Annotated in this window: 23 protein-coding genes; 6 read left to right on the top strand and 17 right to left on the bottom strand. The window is 62.3% G+C overall.

Features of this window, described 5'->3' with window-relative positions; all coding sequences use genetic code 11:
- Positions 1–171: 171 nt before the first annotated feature.
- Complete coding sequence (locus AC070A_RS05115) at positions 172–747, bottom strand: TetR/AcrR family transcriptional regulator (protein ID WP_218373522.1); 576 nt, start codon at positions 745–747, stop codon at positions 172–174.
- 96 nt (positions 748–843) lie between these two features.
- Between AC070A_RS05115 and AC070A_RS05110 the strand changes: the two genes are divergently transcribed.
- Together AC070A_RS05110 and AC070A_RS05105 are read left to right on the top strand one after the other, a co-directional pair.
- The gene (locus AC070A_RS05110; protein WP_113737701.1) at positions 844–1,632 is read left to right on the top strand and encodes an SDR family NAD(P)-dependent oxidoreductase; all 789 of its coding nucleotides are present in this window, start codon (positions 844–846) and stop codon (positions 1,630–1,632) included.
- Between the two features lie 253 nt (positions 1,633–1,885).
- Positions 1,886–2,815, top strand: a complete 930-nt coding sequence (locus tag AC070A_RS05105) for an aldo/keto reductase (RefSeq protein ID WP_057248972.1) — start codon at positions 1,886–1,888, stop codon at positions 2,813–2,815.
- Between the two features lie 84 nt (positions 2,816–2,899).
- Here the strand turns inward: AC070A_RS05105 and AC070A_RS05100 are convergent, their stop codons facing one another.
- From AC070A_RS05100 to AC070A_RS05040, 13 genes are all read right to left on the bottom strand, one after another.
- Positions 2,900–5,461: a GcvT family protein gene (locus AC070A_RS05100; RefSeq protein WP_058320723.1), complete on the bottom strand. Its 2,562-nt coding sequence runs from the start codon at positions 5,459–5,461 to the stop codon at positions 2,900–2,902.
- A 329-nt stretch (positions 5,462–5,790) separates the two neighbouring features.
- Positions 5,791–6,168, bottom strand: a complete 378-nt coding sequence (locus tag AC070A_RS05095; RefSeq protein ID WP_057248974.1) for a cytochrome C oxidase subunit IV family protein — start codon at positions 6,166–6,168, stop codon at positions 5,791–5,793.
- Between the two features lie 9 nt (positions 6,169–6,177).
- A complete protein-coding gene (locus tag AC070A_RS05090; RefSeq protein ID WP_057248975.1) occupies positions 6,178–6,900 on the bottom strand; it encodes a heme-copper oxidase subunit III family protein in 723 nt (240 codons plus the stop codon).
- A gap of 11 nt (positions 6,901–6,911) precedes the next feature.
- Entirely contained in the window at positions 6,912–7,616 is a 705-nt protein-coding gene (locus AC070A_RS05085) for a cytochrome c oxidase subunit 3 (RefSeq protein ID WP_110879254.1), read from the bottom strand.
- A complete protein-coding gene (ctaD, locus tag AC070A_RS05080) occupies positions 7,613–9,388 on the bottom strand; it encodes a cytochrome c oxidase subunit I (protein WP_113737702.1) in 1,776 nt (591 codons plus the stop codon). Before ctaD ends, AC070A_RS05085 begins: the two co-directional genes overlap by 4 nt.
- Positions 9,389–9,544: 156 nt before the next feature.
- Complete coding sequence (locus AC070A_RS05075) at positions 9,545–10,387, bottom strand: cytochrome c oxidase subunit II (protein WP_113737703.1); 843 nt, start codon at positions 10,385–10,387, stop codon at positions 9,545–9,547.
- A 241-nt stretch (positions 10,388–10,628) separates the two neighbouring features.
- Positions 10,629–11,015, bottom strand: coding sequence for a c-type cytochrome (locus AC070A_RS05070; RefSeq protein ID WP_058320726.1), 387 nt, complete (start codon positions 11,013–11,015; stop codon positions 10,629–10,631).
- A gap of 204 nt (positions 11,016–11,219) precedes the next feature.
- Positions 11,220–12,287 (bottom strand): ABC transporter ATP-binding protein, encoded by a 1,068-nt coding sequence (locus tag AC070A_RS05065; RefSeq protein WP_113737704.1) that lies wholly within the window; start codon positions 12,285–12,287, stop codon positions 11,220–11,222.
- A gap of 11 nt (positions 12,288–12,298) precedes the next feature.
- Positions 12,299–13,132, bottom strand: a complete 834-nt coding sequence (locus tag AC070A_RS05060) for a carbohydrate ABC transporter permease (protein ID WP_058320728.1) — start codon at positions 13,130–13,132, stop codon at positions 12,299–12,301.
- 5 nt (positions 13,133–13,137) lie between these two features.
- Positions 13,138–14,073, bottom strand: coding sequence for a carbohydrate ABC transporter permease (locus AC070A_RS05055; RefSeq protein WP_058326489.1), 936 nt, complete (start codon positions 14,071–14,073; stop codon positions 13,138–13,140).
- 149 nt (positions 14,074–14,222) lie between these two features.
- Entirely contained in the window at positions 14,223–15,485 is a 1,263-nt protein-coding gene (locus AC070A_RS05050) for an ABC transporter substrate-binding protein (protein WP_057248983.1), read from the bottom strand.
- Between the two features lie 83 nt (positions 15,486–15,568).
- Positions 15,569–16,741 (bottom strand): PLP-dependent transferase, encoded by a 1,173-nt coding sequence (locus AC070A_RS05045; protein WP_113737705.1) that lies wholly within the window; start codon positions 16,739–16,741, stop codon positions 15,569–15,571.
- Positions 16,738–17,454 carry a FadR/GntR family transcriptional regulator gene (locus tag AC070A_RS05040; protein ID WP_113737706.1) on the bottom strand — a complete coding sequence of 239 codons (717 nt, stop codon included), beginning with the start codon at positions 17,452–17,454 and terminating at the stop codon, positions 16,738–16,740. The genes AC070A_RS05045 and AC070A_RS05040 overlap by 4 nt, the downstream gene beginning before the upstream one ends.
- Before the next feature lie 143 nt (positions 17,455–17,597).
- Between AC070A_RS05040 and AC070A_RS05035 the strand changes: the two genes are divergently transcribed.
- Positions 17,598–17,855 (top strand): hypothetical protein, encoded by a 258-nt coding sequence (locus AC070A_RS05035; RefSeq protein ID WP_113737707.1) that lies wholly within the window; start codon positions 17,598–17,600, stop codon positions 17,853–17,855.
- An 80-nt stretch (positions 17,856–17,935) separates the two neighbouring features.
- Here AC070A_RS05035 and AC070A_RS05030 read toward each other — a convergent pair whose 3' ends face one another.
- Together AC070A_RS05030 and AC070A_RS05025 are read right to left on the bottom strand one after the other, a co-directional pair.
- A complete protein-coding gene (locus tag AC070A_RS05030) occupies positions 17,936–19,039 on the bottom strand; it encodes a M24 family metallopeptidase (protein ID WP_113737708.1) in 1,104 nt (367 codons plus the stop codon).
- A 326-nt stretch (positions 19,040–19,365) separates the two neighbouring features.
- The gene (locus AC070A_RS05025; RefSeq protein ID WP_058326486.1) at positions 19,366–20,058 is read right to left on the bottom strand and encodes a GntR family transcriptional regulator; all 693 of its coding nucleotides are present in this window, start codon (positions 20,056–20,058) and stop codon (positions 19,366–19,368) included.
- A 119-nt stretch (positions 20,059–20,177) separates the two neighbouring features.
- On the opposite strand from AC070A_RS05025, the gene AC070A_RS05020 reads away from it, so the two are divergent.
- The 3 genes from AC070A_RS05020 (at position 20,178) to AC070A_RS05010 (ending at position 24,165) form a co-directional block, all read left to right on the top strand.
- Positions 20,178–21,545 (top strand): glutamine synthetase family protein, encoded by a 1,368-nt coding sequence (locus AC070A_RS05020; RefSeq protein ID WP_057248989.1) that lies wholly within the window; start codon positions 20,178–20,180, stop codon positions 21,543–21,545.
- On the top strand, positions 21,542–22,855 hold the full coding sequence (locus tag AC070A_RS05015) for an NAD(P)/FAD-dependent oxidoreductase (protein ID WP_162771019.1): 1,314 nt from the start codon (positions 21,542–21,544) through the stop codon (positions 22,853–22,855). The genes AC070A_RS05020 and AC070A_RS05015 overlap by 4 nt, the downstream gene beginning before the upstream one ends.
- A gap of 395 nt (positions 22,856–23,250) precedes the next feature.
- Complete coding sequence (locus tag AC070A_RS05010; RefSeq protein WP_113737710.1) at positions 23,251–24,165, top strand: transglutaminase-like domain-containing protein; 915 nt, start codon at positions 23,251–23,253, stop codon at positions 24,163–24,165.
- A 298-nt stretch (positions 24,166–24,463) separates the two neighbouring features.
- Here AC070A_RS05010 and AC070A_RS05005 read toward each other — a convergent pair whose 3' ends face one another.
- On the bottom strand, positions 24,464–24,856 hold the full coding sequence (locus AC070A_RS05005) for a YybH family protein (RefSeq protein ID WP_057248992.1): 393 nt from the start codon (positions 24,854–24,856) through the stop codon (positions 24,464–24,466).
- Positions 24,857–24,900: the final 44 nt, after the last annotated feature.

The following is a 24,900-nucleotide window of genomic DNA, read 5'->3' as shown; positions in this document are numbered from 1 at the left end:
GCGGGGTGGAGCAGCCCGGTAGCTCGTCAGGCTCATAACCTGAAGGCCGCAGGTTCAAATCCTGCCCCCGCAACCAAACATCCAAAAAGCCCGCGCGGAGAAATCCGCCGGGCTTTTGGCGTTCTAGCGCTACCCGGAGAGAACGGGCGAGGGCACGAAGCACAGCGAATATCAGGCGACGTCGGCGGTCTTGGCCCCTTCGCCATCCTCCGCCGAAAGCCAGCCGCGCGTCGCCTCGAGGATCTCGTTCGACAGGGCCGGATCGTCGGTCATCCTGGCCAGGATCAGCGCGCCGATCATGCTCGCCGAATTGCCGATCGCGGCACGGCGCCGCTGCTCTTCGTCCAAGCCCGGCGCTATTTTACCCAGGCGCTCGAACTGACGTTTGAGAAACGCTGTCATTTCCGTGCGTGCTCCCTGGGGTTGCCGGCTCACTTCCGACGCCAGGGCAGCAAGCGGGCAGCCATGTGCGAAATCGTCTCGATGCTCCGCTGAAAGATAGCGCTGTGCGACGGCGGCCAAGTCCGTCGACTTTGGCTCGGCTTCTCCCCGGAGTCCGGCCAGGGTCTGGGCAATCAGATCATCCTTGGACTTGAAGTAGCCGTAGAAGCCGCCGTGGGTGAGCCCGGCCGACTTCATCACATCCGTCACTGTGACGGACTCGAAACCACGCTCCCGGAACAGCCGACCAGCCGCCTCCAGAATGGTTCGCTTGTTGTCTTCGACCTGCTGTCGGCTCACGCGCATCACCGTCTCCTAAATTTCGATTGACATTATACATGATGGCCGTCATATATCCAAATACATGATGACGATCATGAATAAATCAAAGGAGCACACCCGATGAGCAAGAAGCCTGCAGTCCTCGTAACCGGTGCTTCCACCGGTATCGGCGCCGTCTATTCGGAGCGATTTGCGCGCCGCGGTCACGATCTCATTCTGGTCGCACGCAATGCGGTGCGCATGGCAGAGCTTGCCGAGCGGCTGCGGAGCGAAACCGGCGTGAATGTCGACGTTGTGCCCGCCGACCTGACGGACGAGCAGGATTTGGCCAAGGTCGAGCAGCGCCTGCGCGAGGATCAGCGTATTGGTGTTCTGGTCAACAATGCCGGCACATCGATCCCGCGCGGCTTCCTTCAGCAAAAGGGCGAGGACATTTCGAAGCTCATCTCGCTCAATATTACTGCCGTCACCAGGCTGGCCCATGCCGTAGCGCCGCGTTTTGCCGAGAGGGGTGAGGGGGCGATCGTCAACATCGCTTCCGTCGTCGGCCTTGCGCCGGAGATGGGCGCCACAGTCTATGGCGCGACGAAGGCCTTCGTGCTGTTCCTTTCCCAGGGGCTGAACGTCGAGCTGGCGCCCAAGGGCGTCTATGTGCAGGCGGTGCTGCCGGCTGCGACGCGCACCGAGATCTGGGATCATGCGGGCGTTGATGTCGAAACGCTTGCGGGCGTGATGGAGGTCGGCGATCTCGTCGATGCGGCACTGGTCGGCTTTGATCGCCGCGAGTTGGTGACGATCCCGCCGCTGCCGGACGCCGGCCAGTGGCATACGTTCGACGCCGCGCGCCAGGCGATGCTGCCGAATTTCGCACAATCCGAGCCGGCTGAGCGTTATCGGTCGGCTGCTTGATTGGACCGCAGGCCGTGGGAGCGGACGACCGTGTCGGCTCCCACGACAATAGGACAGCAAAGCGCTGGCGGGCGACCCGGCGCATTGCTTGTCTTCGCTACCCGCTTCGCACGATCGACGACAGTGACAGGACGTTTGCCAAGCGCCCTCGGGCTGGTAGAGATTGAGGATCAAAGATTCGCTTCCGCAGCCAGTTGCGCCTGCGGGCGGAAATCCTCCTTCGAAACAATGTTGACGGTGCGAGCGTAATCCGATGAGAAAATTCAACCTGGGAACAACCGATCTTTCCGTTTCATCCGCCGTTCTCGGCCTGATGCGGATCGCCGATCTCAGTGATGACGCCATTGCCCGGCTTTATGGCAAGGCGCGGGACGTCGGCATCAACGTCTTCGATCACGCCGACATTTATGGCGGCGAACTGCATGCCTGCGAGCGTCGGTTCGGCGATGCGTTGCGGCTGAAGCCTGCCGAGCGTGAACAGATCGTTATCCAGAGCAAGTGCGGTATCCGGCGCGGCTACTTCGATTTCTCCCGCGACCATATCCTCCAGTCCGTCGACCGCTCGCTTGCGGCACTGAAGACCGACTATCTCGATCTTTTGCTGCTGCATCGCCCGGATGCCCTGGTGGAGCCGGAGGAAGTGGCCGATGCCTTCGACAAACTGCAGGCGGGCGGCAAGGTCAGGCATTTCGGCGTGTCGAACCATACGCCGCGGCAGATCGATCTCCTGAAGACGGCCGTGCGCCAGCCGCTCGTCGCCAATCAGATCCAGCTCAGCATTGCCCACGCCCCCTCGGTCGCGTTTGGGATTGCCGCGAACATGGCGGGTCTCGAGCAGTCGATCGACCGCGACGGCGAGGTGGTCGTCTATTCGCGGATCAACCGCATGACGCTGCAGGCCTGGTCACCGTTCCAGCAGGGCTTTTTCGGCGGTGTCTTCGTCGGCGACGAAACCAATTTTCCCGAACTCAACCGGGTGCTCGACGAACTCTCCGGCAAATATGCGGTGTCGCCGTCGGCCATCGCCTACGCCTGGATCGCCCGGCATCCGGCCAACATCCAGGTGGTCCTTGGAACGACGAGCCCGGAACGGCTGGCAGACATCGCGCCCGGCGCGGATACCACGCTGTCGCGCGAAGACTGGTACCGCCTCTTTACTGCGGCCGGGCACGTGCTGCCCTGACGGCGATTTTGGTGCGCCGGACAGTAAAAAGGCCCGCTCGGATGTGAGCGGGCCTTTTCGTTTTTGGTGTCTGGTGCCGATCGATCAGGTGCGCGGCTTCAGGTTCTCGGGGTCGTAGAGCGGCTTGTAGCCGATGCCGACGACTTCGACCGGATAGGTCTCGGCGAAGTATTCGACGTTCAACTTGCGGCCGACCTGGCAATGGGACCAGGGCAGATAGGCAAGCGCGATGTTCTTGCCGATCGTCGGCCCGAAGGCGATCGAGGTGGTGTAGGAGCGGCGGCCGAGTTCGTCGACCAGCACCTTGCCGGTTTCCGGATCCATCACCGGCAGGGTGCCGACCGGGTAGCGCTTCACGCCATTCTTGTCGGTATTCTCCGTCAGAACGAGCGTGCAGAGCATGGCGGGCTGGTGTTCGCGCGCCTTGTATTCGAGGTGCTTGGCCTTGCCGCGGAAGTCGACGTCCTTGACCTTCGGACGGGCAAGGTCGGCCTCGATCAGGTTGTACTGGGTGAGAAGATCGGCGTTCTGCAGGCGCAGGCTCTTTTCCATGCGGCGCGAGTTGGCATAGGTTTCGACGCCGAAGGCCATGACGCCGGTGGCGCGTAGCGCGTCCCAGACGGCAAGGCCGTCCTCGTACTTCATATGCAGTTCCCAGCCCTGCTCGCCGACATAGGAGATGCGGAAGGCGGTGACCTTTTTGCCGGCGATTTCGATCGGCTTGATGGCGGCGAAGGCGAAGTTCTCGAGATCGAGGCCCGCCGGATCGGCAACCACCTTCTTCAGCGTTTGGCGGGCATTGGGCCCCCAGATGCCGATGGTGATGAATTTTTCCGAAACGTCGGTGATGGTGACGTCAAGGCCGCGGTCTTCCGCGACGCGGCGCATGTACTGGAAGTCGCGCGGTCCGGCATCGGCGCCGTTCACGAGACGGCAGCGGTCGGCCATGCGGAAGACGGTGAAGTCGGCCCGCACCATGCCCTCGTCATCGAGGAAGTGGGTGTAGATGCCCTTGCCGATGTTGCCGTCGCCACCGATCTTGGCGGCGCAAAGCCACTCGAGCAGTTCGACATGGTCAGGACCTTCGATGTCGACCATGTGGAAGTGCGAGAGATTGACGATGCCGCAATCCTCGCTCATCGCCAGATGTTCGGCGTTGGACACGCGCCAGAAATGGCGGCTGTCCCACTCGTTCTCGCGCACCGGAACGCGGTCGCCGTATTTTTCGAGAAGATGTTCGTTGGCGGCGTAGCCGTGCGCGCGCTCCCAGCCGCCGAGTTCCATGAAGTAGCCGCCGAGCTCCTTCTCGCGCTCGTAGAAGGGCGAGCGCTTGACGTTGCGGCCGCTGGCATAGGGTTCGCGCGTGTGCACGGCGGGGTAATAGATCTTCTGCGCCGCCTCGAAGCAGCGGCCCTCGATGAACGTCTCCTCGAGCTGGTGCGGGTAGAAGCGGGAATAGTCGATCGAGGCATGGTCGATCTCGGTGCGGCCGTCGGTCATCCAGTCGGCGATCAGCTTGCCGTAGCCGGGGCCGTCCTTCACCCAGATGGCGACGCAGTACCAGAGGCCGCGCACCTTCTGGCTCTCGCCGCAGGAGGGGCCGCCGGCGGCCGATACCTGAAGCAAGCCGTTGAACGAGTGGCTCTCGTTATAGCCAAGCTCGCCGAGGATCGGCGTCAGCTCCATGGCGCGCTCGAGCGGCTCGATGATCTGCTCCATCTCGAGGTCGCGCTGTGACGGCGACAGGCGCGCTTCGTGCTTTTCGAGAATATGCCGGGGATGGCAGAGGCGCGGATTGGTGGTCTCGTAATAACCCCACTCGATCTGGCCGCCTTCGGTGGTCTTCGGGTCGCCGGTGTCGCGCATATAGGCGGAGTTGCCCTGGTCGCGCAGCAGCGGGAAACCGATTTCCTTGCCGGTGCCTTCGAACTCGTTATACGGGCCGAAGAAGGTGAGCGGATGGTCGACCGGCATGACCGGCAGATCCTCGCCGACCATTTCGGCGATCAAGCGGCCCCAGATGCCGGCGCAGACGATGACGTGGTCGGCCATGATCGTGCCGCGGTGGGTGACGACGCCCTTGATGCGGCCGTTCTCGACGATAAGCGACTTTGCCGGCGTGTTGCCGTAGACCTGCAGCTTGCCGGACTTTTCGGCCGCATCGACCAGCTTGCCAGCAACCGTCTGCGAGCGCGGGATGACGAGGCCGGCATCCGGGTCGAACATGCCGCCCATCACCTGGTCCTCTTCGATCAGAGGGAACATCTTCTTGATTTCGGCCGGCGAGACATAGTGCGCGCGGGTGCCGAAGGCCTTGGCGGAAGAAAGCTTGCGCTTGATCTCCTCCATCCAGACATCATCGCCGGTGCGGGCGACTTCCAGGCCGCCGATGCGGGCGTAGTGGCCCATCTTCTCGAAGAAATCGATCGAATACTGCGTCGTCCAGACCGAAAGATAATCGTGGCTGGTGGTGTAGCAGAAGTCCGAGGCATGCGCCGTCGAGCCGATGTCGGTCGGCACACCTGACTTGTCGATGCCGACGATATCGTCCCAGCCGCGCTCGATCAGGTGGTGCGCGATCGAGGCACCCACGATGCCACCCAGCCCGATGATTACGACCTTCGCCTTTTGCGGAAACTCTGCCATTGCTTGCGACCCTAGTTGGATTGGATGCCGGATTTTACGGCTTGAGACGCCCCGACTAGAGCCTGTCTACGACATAATCATCAAACTGCACGACCAGAGCCGAGCAATCTGTGGATCGTGGAACGAGAGCTATCGGGACGGTCATGCCACTGATTTCGTGAGAAAAAGCGCCGAGGAACATCGAAGCGATTTCTCTTAGCATACAGAAGACGCGGGCGCATTCGAATGCGTCATCGCATGGGGCACGAATGTCGGTTTTGCGGCGACGCCGCCCCCTCCGACGCAGGTGATTTACCTGGGGTGTCCCGGCATGCTCTGCGACCTGGCGATCAGGGTGCGGCGCCGAAGAAGGCGAGGCGGGTGAAGAGCACGTAGTGCGATTCCGAGACCATCAGCGCCACGAAGACCAGCACCAGCAGCGGCGGCAGCAGGATCGCGTAGATCAGTGCCAGTCGTTCCCAGGCCATGTGCATGAAGATCGCGACGATCAGGCCGGCCTTCAGCACCATGAAGAGCAGGATCAGCGACCATCTGAGATAGCCCTGCAGCCCGACATAGTCGACGAGATAGGAGAAGGTGCTGAGCACGAACAGCAGCACCCAGACGACCAGGTAGAGGCCGATCGGATGCTGCTGGTGTTGTTCATGCGCCGGTGCCCGCGACCCTGCCTGCGGTATCGTGTCGGTGTGTGCCGTCGTTTCGGTCATGGCCATGCCTCACCACAGATAGAAGAATGCGAAGATGAAGACCCAGACGAGGTCGACGAAGTGCCAATAGAGGCCGGTGATCTCGACGATCTCGTATTGCCCCTTGCGGCTCGTGAAGAAGCCGCGCCTGCCGGTGTCGAAGTCGCCGCGCCAGACCTTGCGGGCGATGATCAGCAGGAAGATGACGCCAATCGTGACGTGTGTGCCGTGGAAGCCGGTAATCATGAAGAAGGTCGAGCCGAATTGGGCAGCGCCCCAAGGGTTGCCCCAGGGGCGTACGCCTTCGGTGATCAGCTTGGTCCACTCGAAGGCCTGCATGCCAACGAAGGTGGCGCCGAAGAGCGCCGTCACCACCATGAGCAAAGCGGTTTTCCTTCGATCCTGGCGGTAGCCGAAATTGACGGCCATGGCCATTGTGCCGCTCGAGGTGATCAGCACGAAGGTCATGATGGCGATCAGGATCAGCGGCACGTCGGAACCGCCGATGTGCAGCGCGAAGACCTCGCTCGGATTGGGCCACGGAACGGCCGTCGACATGCGCGCCGACATGTAGGCGATGAGGAAACAACCGAAGATGAAGGTGTCGCTGAGGAGGAAGATCCACATCATCGCCTTGCCCCAGGAGACGTTCTTGAACGTCCTTTGATCCGAAGCCCAGTCGGCGGCGAAACCGGCAAGCCCCGCCGGGCGGTGGAGCGGCTCTCGGACAGGCGAATGTGTCTCGACAGACATGCCTTGGCTCCTTAGGTCAAGAGTTGCCGGCAGAGCTCGACGAAGTCGTTGGCCCAGCCGGAAAAGAGCGCGAAAAGCACCAGCCAAACGGCCAGCATGAAATGCCAATAGGTGGCGCAGAGCGTGATCGACAGCACGGCCCTCTCGTCCATCGGGCCGGCGCGCGTTCTCACGATCACTCGGGTGAGCGCGAAAAGGCCGCCGAGGATGTGCAGGCCATGCATGCCTGATATCATGTAGAAGAAGCTGTTGGCCGGGTTATCGGCGATGAGAAAGCCGGCATCGGTTAGTTCGCGCCAGGCGAAGACCTGGCCCGCGAGGAAGGCGAGCCCCGCGGCAAGCGCGGCGATCAGGGCCGTGCGGCTTGCCTCGTCATGATGGCGCTCCGCGGTGACGCGCGCCGCATGCAGAAGCAGGCTGCCGAGCCCGAGGATGGCGGTGTTCAGCCAGAGGACTTTCGGCATTGGCGTCGACCACCAGTCGGTGGATGCCATGCGCATGAAATAGGCGCTGATGAAAAGCGAGAAGAGCGCGGCGACGACGGCGAGGAAGACGCCGAGGCCGATTTTTGCGGGTGGGATCGAAGGACGACCATCTGGACGCGGGTCAAACGCGTGACCGATCTCCAGCCAGGGTTTTGAGAAGAGCCGCTGCCGGCTGAGCCACCAGCCGGCGATTGTGAGAATCACGGCCAGTAGGATCAAGGTGACGTTCATGAGGCACCCTCCGGAGCATGACCTGCGGAGCCCGGCTGGTTCTGCGGAATGAAATCCTCGGCCGCTCCCGGCACGCTGTAGTCATAGGGCCAGCGGTAGACGACCGGCAGTTCCTTCCAGTTGCCGTGGCGTGGCGGCGTCTCCGGTGTCTGCCATTCGAGCGTTGTTGCCCGCCAGGGATTGCCGCCGGCCTCACGACCATGGCGAATGCTCCAGATGAGATTGAAGAGGAAGAGGAGCTGAGCGGCGCCGACGACCAGCGCCATGATGGTGATGAACTCGTTGAGCGTATGGGCAGAGGCCGGGACGAAGGCGGTTTCGCCTATCTCGTAGTATCGGCGCGGCATCCCGATCAGTCCGAGATAGTGCATCGGGAAGAAGATCAGATAGGCACCGACGAAGGTGACCCAGAAGTGGATCTGGCCCATCACCTCGTTGAGCATGCGGCCGGTGATCTTCGGATACCAGTGATAGATCGCGCCGAAGATGACGAGGATCGGGGCCACGCCCATGACCATATGGAAATGCGCGACGACGAACATCGTATCGGAGAGCGGCACGTCGACGACGACGTTGCCGAGGAAGAGGCCGGTCAGCCCGCCATTGACGAAGGTGACGATGAAGGCGAGTGCAAACAGCATCGGCAGCGTCAGGTGGATGTCGCCGCGCCAGAGCGTCAGCACCCAGTTGTAGACCTTGATCGCCGTCGGCACGGCGATGATCAGCGTGGTCGTCGCGAAGAAGAAACCGAAATAGGGGTTCATGCCGCTGACATACATGTGGTGCGCCCAGACGATGAACGACAGCGCGCCGATGATGACGATCGCCCAGACCATCATGCGGTAGCCGAAGATGTTCTTGCGGGCATGGGTGCTGATGAGATCCGACACGATGCCGAAGGCCGGCAGCGCGACGATATAGACCTCAGGGTGGCCGAAGAACCAGAAGAGGTGCTGGAACAGGATCGGGCTGCCGCCGCCGTGCTGCAGCTGCTCGCCCATCTCGACGATCGCCGGCATGAAGAAGCTGGTGCCGAGCACCCGGTCGAACAGCATCATGACGCAGGCGACGAAGAGGGCGGGGAAGGCAAGCAGCGCCATGACGGTTGCCGTGAAGATGCCCCAGACGGTGAGCGGCATGCGCATCAGCGTCATGCCGCGGGTGCGGCCCTGAAGCACGGTGACGACATAGTTGAGGCCGCCCATGGTGAAGCCGATGATGAAGAGGATGAGCGACGAGAGCATCAATATGATGCCCCAGTCCTTGCCGCCGGGCGTGCCCGAGAGAACCGCCTGGGGCGGGTAGAGCGTCCAGCCGGCGCCGGTCGGGCCCCCGGGGGCGAAGAAGCTGGCGACGAGCACGAGCACCGCGAGCAGGTAAAGCCAGTAGCTCAGCATATTGGCATAGGGGAACACCATATCGCGTGCGCCGAGCATCAGCGGGATCAGGTAGTTGCCGAAGCCACCGAGGAAGAGGGCGGTCAGCAGGTAAATCACCATGATCATGCCGTGCATGGTGATGAACTGATAATAGCGCTCGGCGTCGATGAAGGCAAAGGCGCCGGGAAAGCCGAGCTGCAGCCGCATCAGCCAGGAGAGCACCAGGGCGACCATGCCGATGGCGATCGCGGTCGAGGCATATTGCACGGCGATGATCTTCGCATCCTGGCTGAAGACATAGCGCGTCCACCAGCTATGGGGATGATAGAGCTCGACGTCCTCCACTTCCGCGGGGCCTATCGGTTCGCCCGTGCTATGCCGGATGTCGACCATCTGCGAGAACCTCCCAACACCGGATCATTTCGATCCAACGCTTTGAACCACGCAATTCCGAACGATGAACCGTGGAATTGCTTTCGCTCACGAGCGGGATGCGAGCGGAAAACCGCAAGCACTTTTCCTCATCCCGCTTTGGCCGTCGGGCGCCTGCTACTGCGCCGGGGCGGCACTTCCTGCCTGCGCCGTTTCCTTGGTCCCTGCCTTTGCCTGCAGCTGTGAGAAGGTCTGCTGCTGCGAAAGCCAGGCCTGGTAGTCGGCGGCACTGTCGACGACGACGGTGCCGCGCATCTGTGGGTGGCCGACGCCGCAGAGTTCGGCGCAAAGAACCTCGAAGGTGCCTGTGCGCGTTGGCGTCAGCCAGAAATAGGTGACCATGCCCGGCACCATGTCCATCTTGGCGCGGAACTCCGGCACGTAGAAATCATGCAGTACATCGACCGAGCGCAGGAGCATCTTGACCGGCTTGCCGATTTCGAGATGCAGCTCACCGCCTTCGATGACGTAATCGTCAAGCGCCGCTGCGTCATTGCGATTGAGGCCGAGTGAATTCTCCGGGGTGATGTCGCGGGTCTCGGAGGTGCCGAGCTTGCCGTCCGCGCCTGGGAGCCGGAAGCTCCACAACCATTGCTGGCCGACGACCTCGACTTCCGCCGCACCGTCAGGAACGGTGACGAACTGGTGCCAGACGAAAAGGCCGGGGGTCAGCATGGCGGCGACGCCGAGCGTCGTGCCGCCGGCAAGCCACCCTTCGAGCTTCCTGTTTTCCGGTTCATAGGCCGCCCGGTTTCCCGGGCGATGCCGAAAACGCAGGACGCAATAGGCCATGAAAAGCACCACGGCGACGAAGACGACGCCAGTAATCCAGAAGGTGATGATGAGCGTATTGTCTATGTAATTCCAGTTGGACGCGATCGGCGTCCACCACCACGGGCTCAACAGATGGAACAACACCGACCCAACGGCCAACAAAACCAGAATAACTACCACGGCCATTTCTGTCCCTCCTCGCCGCTGGCGGCTGTGGGCATGAATACGCAATCCGTAGAGCCTGCTGCATGTTTCCTTTGATCGTCTCCGATTAAAGGACAAAAACATGCAGGAATTCAAAGTTCTACAGCAATCTTTGCGCGTCTGATAAGACGCGCGGCGCTGCAGCTGCAATTATTGCACGAACGTTGAATAGTCGCAATTCGGCGTCTCCGTGCGGACGGCGCTTGCCTTTAGTCTTTTCAGCCTACTGCGAATACTGCTTGAGGTAGGCAATGAGGTTGGAGATATCCGTGTCGTCCTTCAGCCCGGCAAAGGCCATTTTCGTGCCTTTCACCTTGGTCTTTGGATTGTGCAGATAGTCGCGCAGATGCGCCTCGTCCCAGACGAGCCCACCCTTGCCGGCATCGATCATCGCCGGCGAGTAGCTGAAGTCGGCGTGGGTGCCGGCCGTTCGCCCGAACAGATGGTTGAGTGATGGTCCAACCTTGTTGGTATCGCTGTCGGCAACATGACAGACAGCGCATTTCTTGAAGACGGTGGCTCCGGCTGCGGCATCGCCCTCTTGCGCGAGGGTTGCGAACGGACAGAGCATCGTTGTCGAAAAGGCAAGGGCAACAACAAGAATTCGCATGACACTTCCTCAAAATCGCCGGGCGCAGGCAAGGAAGGCTATCGTCAATCTGTCGTTTTGGCGGTGCTTGCTTCTCTTAAGTTGGCGCCACGGCGGTTGATACTTGCGACAGGACGACCGTACGCCTCGCCTTGTGGAAGTCAACCGGCGCAGCCGGCAGGTCGCCGGTTGCGCCTAAATTTTCATCAGGGACGGTGCGCGCGATTAGACCCGATTGCCGGCGGCGTCGAAGAAATGCAGCCTGTCGACCGGCAGGCGCACGGCAAGCGAACCCGAAGCGGTGAGGAACCGGCGGTCGTTGGTAAAGGCCTTGAAGCCGGCGTGGCCGAAGGAGAGATGCAGGATGATGCCGAAGCCGGTCGGCTCGACCAGGTCGACATTGGCGCTCAGCACGTCGGGTCCTTCGACGCCGATCTCCACGTGTTCCGGCCGGATGCCGAGCGTCGCGCGGGCGCCGTCGGCGAGCGCCGGATGCGGTTGTGCCGGGATGGTGACGCCGCCTTCCGTCTCGAAGCGCGGGGCGGTGCCGTTCAGGTAGGTGCCTTCGAAGAAGTTCATGCCGGGCGAACCGATGAAGCCGGCGACGAAGAGGTTGGCCGGGCGGTCGTAGAGGTCGAGCGGGCTTCCGACCTGCTGCACGAAGCCGCCGTTCATGGCGACGATGCGGTCAGCCAGCGTCATCGCCTCGATCTGGTCGTGGGTGACGTAGATCGAGGTGGCGCCGAGGTCCTTGTGCAGCTTCTTGATCTCGGCCCGCATCTGCTCGCGCAGGCGGGCGTCGAGGTTCGAAAGCGGCTCGTCGAAGAGAAACGCCTTGGGTTCGCGCACGATGGCGCGGCCCATGGCGACGCGCTGCCGCTGGCCGCCGGAGAGTGCGCGCGGCCGGCGTTCGAGCAGCGGATCGAGGCCGAGCTTGGCGGCGGCCCCTGAAACGATGCTCGCGATCTTCTCCTTGGCCGTCTTCCGGAGCCTGAGGCTATAGCTCATGTTCTTGGCGACCGACATATGCGGATAAAGCGCATAGGACTGGAACACCATGGCGATGTCGCGGTCTTTCGGCGCCAGCTCGTTGACGCGTTTTCCCGCGATGCGGATCTCGCCCGAGGTGACGCTTTCAAGCCCGGCGATCATGCGCAGAAGCGTAGACTTGCCGCAGCCGGACGGGCCGACGAGCACAACGAACTCGCCGTCGCCGATCTTGAGATCGACATCGTGCAGGACCGGGTGGATGCCGTAGGATTTCTGGATGTTGGCGATATCGATGGAAGCCATGAGAGCAATCCTCAGCCTTTGACCGCGCCGGCCGTGAGGCCCTGGACGAGATAACGTTGAATGAGCAGGAAGAAGAGGCAGGCGGGGATGAGCGCGAGCACGCCGGCGGCCATCATCTGCCCGAAGTCGACGGAGAACTTCGACACGAAGGACAGCAATCCAACGGGGAAGGTCGCCTGGTCGTTGCCGGAGATCAGCATCAGCGAGAACAGAAGTTCGCTCCAGGCGGCGGTGAAGACGAAGCCAAGCGTTGCGGCAATGCCGGGCAGCGTCAGCGGCAGGATGATCTGGCGGAAGGCGACGAATTGGGTGGCGCCGTCGATCATCGCCGCCTCTTCCAGGTCCTTCGGAATGCCGTCGAAGAAGGACTGCATCAGGAAGGTGGCAAACGGCACGTTGAAGGCGGTGTAGACGATGACGAGCCCGGTCAGGCTGTTGGTGAGGCCAAGCGGCGACAGGATCTTGAAGATCGGCGCCACCAGCATGACGAGCGGGAACATCTGCGTCAAAAGCATCAGCGCCACCAGCCAGTACTTGCCGCGGAAGTTGAAGCGCGACAGCGCATAGCCCGAGAGCGAGGCGAGGATGGTGACGATAACGGCGGTGGAGCCGGCGACGATCAGGCTGTTCTTGAAGAACACCGGAAAGGCGCTGTGGCGCAGCACGAAATCGAAATGTTCGAGGCTGGCGCGCGACGGCCACATTCGAATGCCTTCCGAGTAGAGCAGGTCGTTGGGCGTGACTGCAACCTTCAGCAGCCAATAGAGCGGGAAGAGCGCGAAGGCGATGTAGGCAAGGATTGCCGATCGGTGCGCGATCATGAGGAAAAGCGGTTTGGCGCGCATCGGTCTCAATCCTTGCTCAACAGCCATTGCCGCAGGATGACGATCAGCATCGAATAGGCGAGCAGCAGTGCCAGAAGCACCAGCGCGATCGCCGAGGCGTAACCGAAATCCAGCCGCTTGAAGGCCTGGGTGAAGATATAGCTGGCGACGATCTGGGTGCGGTCGGCCGGTCCGCCATTTGTCATGACGATGATCAGGTCGGCGAAGTTCGAGATCCAGACGGTGCGCAGGAGGATGGTGATGGCGATGGTCGGCGCCAGGAACGGCAGCGTGATCGAGAGAAATCGCTGCACCGGGCCGGCGCCGTCGATGCTCGCGGCCTCATAGAGGTCGCGCGGGATCGCCTGCAGGGCTGCAAGCAGGGTAATCGCGAAGAAAGGAATGCCCCACCAGACATTGGCGATGATCGGCCCCCACATGGCAAGCTGCGGGTCCGAGAGGATGTTGTTCGGCTCACTCATGATGCCGAGCGCGTAGAACCAGTGCGGCAGGGGACCGACGACCGGATTGAACAGCCAGGCCCAGTTGAGGCCGGCAAGGAAACTCGGCACCGCCCAGGGCAGGAAGACGAGGGCCTGGGCAAGGCCGCGGCCGTAGAAGGGCTTGTCGAGCAGCAATGCCAGGATCAGGCCAAAGACGAACTGAAAGAAGACCGAAGCACCGGTCCACCACAGCGTATTGCGCAGCGCCCGGTAGAAGGCCTGGTCCTCGGCAAGCGCGCGGAAATGATCAAGGCCGATATAGGCACCGGAGAACGGGTTTAAGAGCTGGATGTCGCGGAAGGCGTAGGAAACGCCAAGCACCAGCGGCACCAGCATGACGGTGACGATCAGGATCAGCGCCGGCGCGCTATAGAGATAGGGCGCGGCGCCGTCGGCGATGCGCTTCTTCAGCGGCGTCCTGCTTGCCGGCAAGCCGCTTTGGCGGGCGACATGGTCCATCGATCGAAATTTCCCCTGTGCGGCCGCCGGGTTTTTCGACGTGCCTCGTTTTCGTTCAGTCGGAGCGGGATGCAGGCGGAGACCGCGCCCACGTCATTCCGCTCAAGGTCACGAGGGCCGGCGGCGGCGAACCGCCGCCGGCCGAAGGCTTACTTCTTGCTGGCGAGGAACTTCTGCTGCGCCTTGGTCAGGTAGTCGGCCCACTGGTTGGCGAGCTCTTCCGGCGTGATGTCGCCGAGCAGGGCTTCCTGAGTCGTCTTGATGGCGAGCGAATCCTTGAAGAAGGCGAATTCCTCGAGGTAGGTCGGCATCACCGTCAATACGACGTCCTTGTCGGCAAGCTCGTCGAACCAGCCCTTGAACTGCGCGCTCGCATAGAAGGGATCCTTCTCGGCCGACTTGTGCACCGGCAGCGCGCCCGTGCGCTTGTTCCACTCGATGTTGCCTTCCGGCCCCTCGAGCGTCTCGATCAGCTTCCAGGAGAGATCCTTGTTCTGACTTGCCGACAGCATCGACCAGCCGGCAAAGCCGATGGTGGTAAACGCCTTGCCGCTCGGACCCTTCGGCATGGTGGTGACGCCGAAATCTTCCGACTTCATGCGCTCGGCAATGGCGATCAGCGCATCCGGATCCTGGTCGAGGAAGGCGCAGGTGCCGCTGTAAAAACCGGCGACGATTTCATTGAAGCCCCAGTTGACGCTGTCCTTCGGCGCCAGCCCCTTCTTGTAGAGGTCGATCACCCAGGTCAGGCCCTTGACCCAGCCTTCGCTGTTCATGGTCGAGGTGCCATCCTCATTGAAGAATTTGTTGCTGCCGGCCATGGTGGCGCCGAACATCACCCAGCCGTTGAGACCACCCGGTCCCCCGCGCAGGCAGTAGCCGGATTTGCCCGGAAGCTTGGATACGGCTTCCGATGCCTTGACGAAATCGTCCATGGTCTTCGGCGGTTCGCTGACGCCGGCTTCCGAGAGCAGCTTCTTGTTGTAGAACATCGCCCGCAGATAGAAGCCGTAGGGCAGCATGTAGGCGGTGTCGTTGACGTCGCGGCCGAGTTCGAGCGCGCGTTCGGTCAGGCCGCCCGTGTGTTCCCACTTGGCGAGGTAGGGCTCCAGGCTTTCGAGCATGCCGTTGTTGGCATAGAGCGACAGCCAGGTGTCGGGCATTTCCATCACGTCAGGCAGTTCGCCGGCCGAAACCATGGTCGCGAACTTCTGGAAGGCCTCGCCCCAGGGCAGCGAGATGATCTCGACCGTGGTGCCGGGGTTGGCTGCCTCGAACTTGGCCACGATCGACTTCAGCGTCTCGGTACGCTCCGGGCTGGTGATGACCTCGACCAGTTTCAGCTTGGTGTCGGCGAGCGCGCTTCCGGCCATCAGGCTGGCGAGAAGCGTTGCAGTGATCAGTTTCTTCATTCTTGTTCCCTCTTTTCTTCGTTGGTTTGGTTCAAAGTGGGGAGAGCGGGATGCGGGCGGAAAAGCGCCTGCAGCCGCTCCTGTCAGCCAGTCGAGGCGACGGCGAGCGCCGCTTCGAGATCGCTCCAGAGGGCCTCCGTTCCCTCCAGGCCGACATGGAGCCGTACCGACCGCGGTGAGATGCCGAAGGCGGCCGCGGAATTGGGCTGGGCTTTCTGCGACAGCACGACTTCGCCCGGCACGATGAGGCTTTCATGTCCGCCCCAGGAAACGCCGAGCTTGAAGAGTTCGAGATGATCCGCAAAGCGCCTGAGATCGACGCCCTCGCGGAAGATGAAGGAGAACAGGCCGGATGTGCCCGAAAGACCCGGCGGCAGGGTGTTGCCGAGGCCGGGGTGGCAGACGGTCTCGACCAGCGGATGGGCCTGCAGCCGCCGCGCGACTTCAAGCGCCGAGCGCTCATGCGATTTCATTCGGATCGGCAAAGTGCGCAGGCCACGGATCAGGAGCCAGGCATCGAAGGGCGAGAGCTTGCCGCCGAGATAAGGGTAGGCTTCCGAGCGGATGCGGCCGATCAGCTCCTTCGAGCCGGCAACCACGCCAGCAACCACATCGCTGTGTCCGCCGAGATACTTCGAAGCGGAATGGATGACGAGGTCGACGCCGAGCGAGATCGGCTGCTGGAAGATCGGGCTTGCCCAGCTGTTGTCGATCGCGGTGATGATGCCCTGGTCCTTGGCAAGGCGGGCGAGGGAGGCCACGTCGTGGGTGTCCATCACCCAGCTCGTCGGGCTTTCCATGTAGAAGAGCTTGGCGCCGGGCAGGGCCTTGGCAACCGCTTCCTCGTCGCGACCGTCGACATAGGTCACCTCGATCTTCATGCGCTTCAGATGCGTGCCGAAAAGCCGGAAGGCGTCGGGATAGACATGGTTGACGGCGACGATGCGGTCGCCCGGCTCGACGAAGGACAGCACGGTCGAGGAGATCGCCGACATGCCGCTGGCAAAACCGATCGCGTCTTCGCCGCCTTCGAGCTTCGCCAGCATCTCCTCGAACATGCGCACGGTCGGGTTGAGACCGCGGGTATAGATCGGCCGCACGCGCTCGCCCCGGTAGGACGCGACCATGTCGTCGTAGTCCTTGAAGGTGAAAAGCGAGGTCTGCACGATCGGCGGCACGACGGCATCGAAGGCGTGGCCTTCGTCGTGCGCGACGATCAGCGAGGCGTGGTCGAACGGATCGAGGCCGTTGGTCATTTGGACATTTCCTTGATGTCTTCCTCGACGATCGCGAGGATTTTCAGCGTTTCTTCGCGCGCGGTGTCAGGATCCTGGGCTGCGATCGCGTTGAAGAGGGTACGGTGGAACGGGAAGGAGCGGCGGGCGAAATCCGTGCGGTCGAAAGGATGGTCCCAGAAGCGCTCGAAGGCCTCGCGCATCTGTTCGAGCAACTGCCGGAACAAGGGATTATGCGTGGCGTCATAGATCGCGAGGTGAAAGGCGAGGTCTTCCGGCCCTGATGTGCCCTTGGCGATGTGCACGCGCTCCATCTCGTCGAGCTTGATTTCGATAACCTTCAGGTCTTCGTCGGTGCGCCGGCGGGCCGCGACCATATTGGCCTCAACCTCGATGCCGCGGCGCACTTCGAGCGTCATCAAAAGCACGTCGCGCAGATGCGCCGTGTCGAGGGTGAGCGGCATATGGACGGTGGCGCCAGAGATCGTGCGCAGGAGATAGGTGCCACTGCCCTTGCGCGCCTCGACGACACCGAGCGCCTGGAAGTGGCGGATGACCTCACGGATGGTGGAACGGCCGACGGCAAGCGCCGTCATCAATTCGCGCTCGGCTGGCAGACGGTCGCCGGGTTTCAGGCCTGAATGCTCGACGTAGTCGGCGAGCGCGGCAATGACCTGCTGCGCCCGGTCGGCGGGCGGCAATGGCAGAAGCGCGGCTCTGGCTTGTTCAGTCATTCAGCCTCCCCTCGGCGCCAAATTGGTCTGACATCTCACCACTATGGATAAGGCATGAGAGGTCGTCAAGCAGGAACTGATGGAACGGGAGGGATGTTGACCTTGCGCGCTTCAGGCGTAGACAGGGGGCAAGGAGCTTGAAGATGTTGAAATCGGGATATCTGTTTGCCATCGCCACGGTGGGCGCGGTCTTTGCCGTGACGGGCGTCGCGGGCGATGCGGAAGCGCAGATGCGCACCAGAAAGGGCGAGTATTACGAAGGCGTCCAGCGCAAGCCCTATGGCTATTACTGGATCTGGCCGCCGGTCGAACAGCGGCAGCCAGCCTACAGGCAACGTCCCGGCCAGGATGGTCCAGCCGGCAACACGACGACGAAACCCCGCAAGCGGCCGACCCAATAGGCATTGCTGTGCTGCCAAGCGAACCGGACAAAGAGAAGCGGCGCCAGAAGGCGCCGCAACTTTGATCAGATCTTGTTTGATCAGGCCTTGGCGACGTGAACGTCGCGGGGAAGGGAAGAGAGAACCTCCGGCCCGTCCTCGCGCAGGATGACGATGTCTTCCAGCCGGATGCCGAAGCGGCCGGGCAGATAAATGCCGGGCTCGATCGAGAAGACCATGCCTTCTTCCAGCACGGTTTCCGAAGTGGCGGTGATGTAGGGCGGCTCATGGCCGTCGATGCCCATGCCGTGGCCGGTGCGGTGAACGAAGTATTCGCCGTAGCCGGCATCGCTGATCACCTTGCGGGCGGCCGCGTCGACATCCTTGGCGAGCACGCCGGGACGGGCGGCCTTCAACGCTGCCTGCACGGCCCTTTCCACGATGGTGTGGATCTGGCCGTATCCCTCAGGCGCGCGGCCGACGATTGCCATGCGGGTGATGTCGCTCGGGAAACCCTGCTTGCGGCCGCCGATATCGATGACCACGGCATCGCCTTCCTCGATCACCCGCTCGCTCGCCGAGTGGTGCGGGAAGGCGCCATTGCCGCCGGCGCCGACGATCCAGAAGGCCGGGGCCGCACCTTCCGAGGAGAAGTGTCCGCGGATCTCGGCGGCCAGTTCCTTCTCGGTCATGCCCGGGCGGATCTTGGAAAACGCCGCCTGCATGGCGCGGTCGGCGATGCCGGCGTTCATCTTCAAAAGCGCGTATTCGCTCTTGTCCTTGCGCATGCGCAGGGCGCCGAGCGTTGCCGGGGTGAATTCGCGCGCGGTATCCTCCGGCAGCGCATCGATCAGCAGCAGGGCGAAATCGGCGCGCATGGTCTCGTCGAGCACGACGCAGCCAGGTGCAGCCGCGCCGACATCGGCGAGGGCAGACGTCAGAGCATCGGTTGGGCCCACGTCATCAGCCCAGTTGTGGAAGGCGATGTCGGTGTGTTCGCGCGTGCCCTCGGCGTTGAGCGCAGGCATCAGGAAGGCTTCCTTTTCCGGGCCGATCAGAAGCAGGCAGGGGCGCTCGTCCGGATGCGGATGGTAGCCGATCAGCCAATCCATGTACGATCCGGGCGCGAGCGCGACGAGGCCGACTTTGCTTTCGGCCATCTTGCGGCGGAGCGCAGCAAAACGGCTCTTGGTGAGTTCGTTCATGGTGTTTCCAGTTCTGGCTTGAGGATGCGCTCGCCATTCACGCGGCTGTAGCGCTCATCGACGGGCGGATGGGGTGGCCGGGCGGACCGGCGTGATGTGGCGGTTTTGGGGAATGCTATAGGCCGGCGCAGGTGTTGCCCCAGGCTGAAAATCTTTGGCTCTTCAAGCGGACTCCTCCCCCTCGAATACGCGGGCATTGGGCCGGAAGGCTCGCGCCTCCCGTCGCTATGCATCTGTATTTTCACGACTTTGGTGCCGTGCCTGAGCGTTGTCAATACGGAATTTTAGTCACACTAAAATTTATGAGGCCGTGGCCTGCCGTCGGCTCAGGCCGCCAGCCGCAGAAGGCGCGCGACCGCCTGCTGGTCGAAGCCGCCGATCCCCTCCCGGATGTCGGCAGCGATCGCATCGGCAACGGCCTCCTCGTCACGCCGCCTAAGGGCATCGATGGCCTCGCGGTGCCGATCCACGACATAGAGTTCGGTGACGTGCTCCATGGCGATGCCGAGGATGGGCCCGAGTTGCAGCCACACGCTTTCGATCAGCGGCATGGCGACCGGATCCGGATTGGCCGTGTAGATCATCCGATGGAACGCCTGGTTGGCGATCAGCGCTGCCACCTTGTTCCCCTTGCGGATCTCCGTCTCGATACTGTCATCGATTGCCGTGATTTTCTCGATCTGGCGCTCGGAGAGATGGGCGACAGCCCGGCGGGCGGCATGGCTTTCGAGCGCGATACGGAGCAAGATCAGCTCCTCGAAACGCGCGGGCGTGATGTGCGGCACGACGATACGGCGGTTCTCAAGGAATTGCAGCGCGCCGATCGACGTCAACTGACGTAGCGCCTCGCGTACCGGCGTCGGGCTGCTTTCGAGCGCTTCGGCAAGGCCGCGGATGGTGACGGATGTGCCGGGGCGGAAGGCGCCGACCATGATCGCCTGGCGCAGCCGGTTGAAGGCATAGTCATGCGTGGTCATGCCGTCGGGTCGGGCAAGTGGCGGCAAAACAAGGGGTTTCACGATCGCATATCCTTCTGCCTGGCGTCCTTCATGCGCCTGATACCATTGCCGATGCTTGACTCCAATTCCTGAATTATGTCAACTATCACAAAATGTGATCACAAAAAGAGATTTGCGATATGTCGCTCGACGCGGAAGACCCCAGCGCATTCAAGGCATGGCTCGAGCAGAACGGGCCGATCGAAAGCATCCAGGCGGTGGTCTGCGACCTCAACGGCATCATGCGGGGCAAACGCGTGCCGGTGGAGCAGGCGGCGAAGGTGCTCGGCGGCGGCATCCGCATGCCGCTCTCGATCGTCGGGGTCGATGTCTGGGGCGAGGATATCATCAACAGCGAGCAGGTGTTCGCCAGCGGCGACCGCGACGGTATCTGCGGTGTCACCGGCCGCGGCGCGCTGCCGGTCAACTGGACCTCCCGGCCGAGCGCCTTGGTGCCGCTCTGGCTGCAGCTTGAGGACGGCAAGCCGTTTCTTGCCGATCCGCGCCAGGCGCTGGCGGCGGTCGTGCGCGAATATCAGGAACTCGGTCTTCGCCCCGTCGTTGCGACCGAACTGGAGTTCTACCTGATCGATCCGGAGCCCGACAGCGCGGTGCCGCCGATCTCGCCCTATACCGGCAAGCGCCTCGATTCCGATGCGATCCTGTCGATCGACGAGCTCGACGATTTCGGCGAGTTCTTCTCGGACGTCTACAAGGAATGTGCCCGGCAGAACGTGCCGGCGGATGCGGCGATCGCCGAGAACGGCATCGGCCAGTTCGAGATCAATCTACTCCACACCGACGACCCGCTGAAGGCGGCCGACGACGCTATCTTCTTCAAGCGCATCGTCAAGGGTGTCGCGCGCAAGCATGGCCTCGCCGCCACCTTCATGGCCAAGCCCTACGGCACACGGTCGGGCAACGGCATGCATATCCATTTCAGCCTGCTCGACGAGGAGGGCAACAACGTCTTCAACGACGGCAGCGACGAAGGTTCGCCAATGCTGAAGAACGCCGTTGCCGGCCTCTTGCGCGGCATGGCCGAGACGACGCTGCTGTTTGCGCCGCATTTCAACTCCTACCGGCGGCTCAGGCCGGACACGCACGCGCCGACGGCCGTCTGCTGGGGCTATGAGAACCGCACCTCGGCAATCCGCATTCCAGGCGGCAATCCGGCCGCGCGCCGCATCGAGCATCGCGTCGCCGGAGCCGACGCCAATCCCTATCTCGTCATCGCCGCGATCCTCGGCGCTGCCCTCGTTGGCATCCGCAACAAGTGGAAGCCACCGGCGCCTGTTTCGGGTCGGGCCTATGCAGCGGAGAAACTGCCCAAAATTCCCTCGGAATGGGGGCAAGCGGTCGATAGCTTCGAGGCAGGACCGATTGCCGCCGAAATTTTCGATCCCGTGCTGCGCTCGATGCTGATCGCCTGCAAACGCCAGGAGATTGCAGGCTTTGCCGAGCAGGTCACGGATTACGAATTCAGCGCCTATCTGGAAATTGTCTGATGCTCACGAAACAGAACTCCTATGCCGGCGACGGCAGCTACCCGACCAGCTACTACGCCGCATCCCGCAACATCATCCGCACGCCGGTCCGACTTCAGGGCCGCGTCGAGACCGACGTGTGCGTTGTCGGTGCCGGTTACTCCGGCCTGTCGACGGCGATCCACCTTGCGGAAAAAGGCTACAAGGTCGTCGTCGTCGAAGGCGCGCAGGTCGGCTGGGGGGCTTCGGGCCGCAACGGCGGCCAGGTGGTCAACGGCCTCAACGCCAGCCTATCGACGATCCAGCGCCGCTACGGCGACGACGCCGCGCGCTTCATCGGCGGGCTGGTGCAGGAAGGCGGCAAGATCATCCGTCGTCTCGTCAGCCACTATCAGATAGACTGCGACCTGAAACCGGGCAACATCTATGCCGCCTATACGCCGGCGCATATGAAGGAACTCGAAGCCAAGCAGGCGCTCTGGCGTAAATACGGCATGGACGATCACCAGCTTCTCGATCGTGACGCGCTTCGCAAGCTCGTCACGTCGGATGCCTATTGCGGCGGCATGCTCGACACGACCGGTGGGCACATGCATCCGCTCAATCTCGTGCTCGGCGAGGCGCGCGCGCTCGAAAGCATCGGCGGCACGATCTACGAACAGTCGCCCGTGACGCGCGTCGACCACGAGGCGGCGCGGCCGACCGTCTATACCGAAGGCGGCGAGGTTTCGGCACGTATTGTCGTGCTTTGCGGCAATGCCTATCTCGGCGACGCGGTGCCGAAGCTCGTTTCGCGCGTCATGCCTGTTTCGACGCAGATGATCACGACGGCGCCGCTCGGCGAAGAGCTCGCCCATTCGCTGATCCCGAGCGACATGTGCGTCGAGGACGTGCGCTATATTCTCGACTACTTCCGGCTTTCCGCCGACAAGCGGATGATCTTCGGCGGCGGCACCGTCTATGGTGGCACCGATCCGGCCGATGTGGTCGCCAAGCTGAAGCCCAATCTTGAAAAGGTGTTCCCTGAGCTCAAGGGCGTGAAGATCGACTATGCGTGGAGCGGCAATTTCGCGCTCTCCTTCACGCGCGTGCCGCAGATGGGCCGGATCGGCAGCAACACCTATTTCGCCCACGGCTACAGCGGCCATGGGGTCACCGGATCGCATCTCTTCGGCCGCACGCTCGCCGAGGCGATCGATGGCGACATCACGCGCTACGACGTCTTCGAAAAGCTGCCCTGGTATCCCTTCCCGGGCGGGCGCATGTTCCGGGCGCAATATTCGACGATCGGTTCCTGGTGGTACCAGTTCAAGGACGCGGTCGGATTGTAGGGCAAAAGGCCGATGCTCTGTGATGGGGTGGCTTGCCATAAAGCCGGCCACGCCCCTTGCGCGCGAGTCGAATGGCAGATTTCCCGCGGAGTGTAATTCCGCCTTGCCGGCTGATGCGCTAGTATTAATCCCTTACTGCACGGTTCCTCAAATCGTCGCCGATTTGAGGATGCAGAAAATCAAAGTGCTACAGCGACCTTTGCGCGTCCGATAAGACGCGCGGCGCTGTAGCGCATCGGTTCGCCCGTTCGAAGGGCCCGTTGCATCTTTGGCATGCGGCCAATCCGTGGGAGCGGTGCTCGCGTGCAAACGGATACCAAGGAGGGCCCGCATTTCTGCGGGCAAGGCAGGCGGGGAGCATATGACTCCCGATTGATTTCCTGGGAGGCCTCGAGATGTTCGTGCGCTTTGGCTATGAAATCGGCATTCGTTGCCCGCAACCGACCCCGATGATGACCTATCTTTCCGTCGTGCCGGAACGGCGCGCAACTCTTCGGCGCGAACATGGGCCGGTTTCCATGCCAATCGTGAAGATGGAAGAGATCACCGATCCGCATGGCAATACATGTTTCCGGATGACCGTGCCCGAAGGCGACTTCAAGCTTTCCTATGACGCGGTGATCGAGGATGACGGCAGGCTCGACGCCTCCGATCCGCTGGCGGATGCTGTGCCGGTCGAAAACCTGCCGGCCGCTTGGCTACCCTATCTCGCGGCCAGCCGTTACTGCGAAACCGATCGGCTCGGTGCGCTCGCGTGGCGACTGTTCGGAGATGTGCCTGCCGGTTGGCAGCGCGTGCAGGCGATTTGCGACTATGTGCATGAGCGCCTGGTCTTCAGCTACGGCTATGCCCAGGCAATGCGCACCGCGCTCGAAGCCCATGAGGATCGCGTCGGCGTCAGCCGCGACTATGCGCATCTGGCGATCACCTTTTGCCGCTGCATGAACATGCCGGCGCGCTATGTGAACGGCTACATGGCCGACATCCCGAAGAGCGATCATCCGGCGCCGATGGATTTCAACGCGTGGTTCGAAGTCTTTCTTGGAGATCGCTGGCATACGTTCGACGCCAAGAACAATCAGCGACGGGCAGGGCGGATTGCGGTCGCCCGTGGCCGTGACGCGGCCGACATTCCGCTGATCCAGACTTTCGGCAAGCACGAACTGACGGCCTTCACCGTCTGGACCTGTGTCGAGACCGACAGTGCGCTCACGCGTTCGCATCACGGCTCCGATGTTTCGTTGCTGACCCCGTGGTTCAGCGAAACCTGGTCGAAACACCTCCTGGACCGCGACCGCAATCGCCATTAACGACGACGGTTTCGCCGAACCGATTTTTTACGACATGCGCATTTAGAGGAAAATAATATCTATAAACTCAATCGAAAATATAGGAAAACAAGAGAGAAGGCGGACTAAATCCCGCGAGTGAATGACGGAGAGACGCGATGAACGCTTCGAGGCCGATGGTCCAATCCCGATACGCGGCTTATGCATCAGCACCCCAGCGCCGGTCGTTCGTCCATCTGGTCCCGCACGCAATTGCGATCGTGGCCGCATTCTCCTTCGTCAGCGCCGTCGTCGTGGGCGCTTTCTGATCTTTCTTGATTCAGCTTTGGCGAGACAGATGTTCGTGCACGGCGATCCAATCGCCTGACGATGCCCGCCGGAACACGATCGTTTCCCGTTCGTCCGCCGTCGCCGGTTCGCCATTGAATTCCAGTTCCGTCTCGACGCGGTGCGTGAAGACCGCGACATCACCCACCGCCTGCACATGCCGTTCGCTCGAACGGCAGGCGCGCACCCGAAAACCATCCCGTTCCTCCCAGAGGGCCCATTCCGCCTCATAAGCCGCACGGCTCAGAAGCGGCCGGTCCAGCGTGTGGAAGATGAAGGTGGCATCCGGCGCGAAGGCCGAAAAATAGGAAGCGCGGTCGTGCCGCGCGAAGGCGGCAACCAGCCGGTCGGCGGCGGAAAGCACCGACTGTTCGAGATCCTGCATCGTGTTTCCTCTTTTTCCGGGCGCAGATTTGCTCCGGTCGTGTT

The organism is Ensifer sp. GW101-20A05 (genome assembly GCF_059424735.1).
This window is presented reverse-complemented; position numbering and strand designations above follow the sequence as displayed.

What these genes read in the sequence shown, in the direction of transcription:
- AC070A_RS05055 (WP_058326489.1), bottom strand. Translation starts at nt 14,073, where the DNA reads ATGGACCATGTCGCCCGCCAAAGCGGCTTGCCGGCAAGCAGGACGCCG.
- AC070A_RS05040 (WP_113737706.1), bottom strand. Translation starts at nt 17,454, where the DNA reads ATGACTGAACAAGCCAGAGCCGCGCTTCTGCCATTGCCGCCCGCCGAC.
- ctaD (WP_113737702.1), bottom strand. Translation starts at nt 9,388, where the DNA reads ATGGTCGACATCCGGCATAGCACGGGCGAACCGATAGGCCCCGCGGAA.
- AC070A_RS05030 (WP_113737708.1), bottom strand. Translation starts at nt 19,039, where the DNA reads ATGAACGAACTCACCAAGAGCCGTTTTGCTGCGCTCCGCCGCAAGATG.
- AC070A_RS05060 (WP_058320728.1), bottom strand. Translation starts at nt 13,132, where the DNA reads ATGCGCGCCAAACCGCTTTTCCTCATGATCGCGCACCGATCGGCAATC.
- AC070A_RS05105 (WP_057248972.1), top strand. Translation starts at nt 1,886, where the DNA reads ATGAGAAAATTCAACCTGGGAACAACCGATCTTTCCGTTTCATCCGCC.
- AC070A_RS05090 (WP_057248975.1), bottom strand. Translation starts at nt 6,900, where the DNA reads ATGTCTGTCGAGACACATTCGCCTGTCCGAGAGCCGCTCCACCGCCCG.
- AC070A_RS05070 (WP_058320726.1), bottom strand. Translation starts at nt 11,015, where the DNA reads ATGCGAATTCTTGTTGTTGCCCTTGCCTTTTCGACAACGATGCTCTGT.
- AC070A_RS05050 (WP_057248983.1), bottom strand. Translation starts at nt 15,485, where the DNA reads ATGAAGAAACTGATCACTGCAACGCTTCTCGCCAGCCTGATGGCCGGA.
- AC070A_RS05075 (WP_113737703.1), bottom strand. Translation starts at nt 10,387, where the DNA reads ATGGCCGTGGTAGTTATTCTGGTTTTGTTGGCCGTTGGGTCGGTGTTG.
- AC070A_RS05020 (WP_057248989.1), top strand. Translation starts at nt 20,178, where the DNA reads ATGTCGCTCGACGCGGAAGACCCCAGCGCATTCAAGGCATGGCTCGAG.
- AC070A_RS05095 (WP_057248974.1), bottom strand. Translation starts at nt 6,168, where the DNA reads ATGACCGAAACGACGGCACACACCGACACGATACCGCAGGCAGGGTCG.
- AC070A_RS05115 (WP_218373522.1), bottom strand. Translation starts at nt 747, where the DNA reads ATGCGCGTGAGCCGACAGCAGGTCGAAGACAACAAGCGAACCATTCTG.
- AC070A_RS05010 (WP_113737710.1), top strand. Translation starts at nt 23,251, where the DNA reads ATGTTCGTGCGCTTTGGCTATGAAATCGGCATTCGTTGCCCGCAACCG.
- AC070A_RS05100 (WP_058320723.1), bottom strand. Translation starts at nt 5,461, where the DNA reads ATGGCAGAGTTTCCGCAAAAGGCGAAGGTCGTAATCATCGGGCTGGGT.
- AC070A_RS05110 (WP_113737701.1), top strand. Translation starts at nt 844, where the DNA reads ATGAGCAAGAAGCCTGCAGTCCTCGTAACCGGTGCTTCCACCGGTATC.
- AC070A_RS05085 (WP_110879254.1), bottom strand. Translation starts at nt 7,616, where the DNA reads ATGAACGTCACCTTGATCCTACTGGCCGTGATTCTCACAATCGCCGGC.
- AC070A_RS05045 (WP_113737705.1), bottom strand. Translation starts at nt 16,741, where the DNA reads ATGACCAACGGCCTCGATCCGTTCGACCACGCCTCGCTGATCGTCGCG.
- AC070A_RS05065 (WP_113737704.1), bottom strand. Translation starts at nt 12,287, where the DNA reads ATGGCTTCCATCGATATCGCCAACATCCAGAAATCCTACGGCATCCAC.
- AC070A_RS05035 (WP_113737707.1), top strand. Translation starts at nt 17,598, where the DNA reads ATGTTGAAATCGGGATATCTGTTTGCCATCGCCACGGTGGGCGCGGTC.
- AC070A_RS05005 (WP_057248992.1), bottom strand. Translation starts at nt 24,856, where the DNA reads ATGCAGGATCTCGAACAGTCGGTGCTTTCCGCCGCCGACCGGCTGGTT.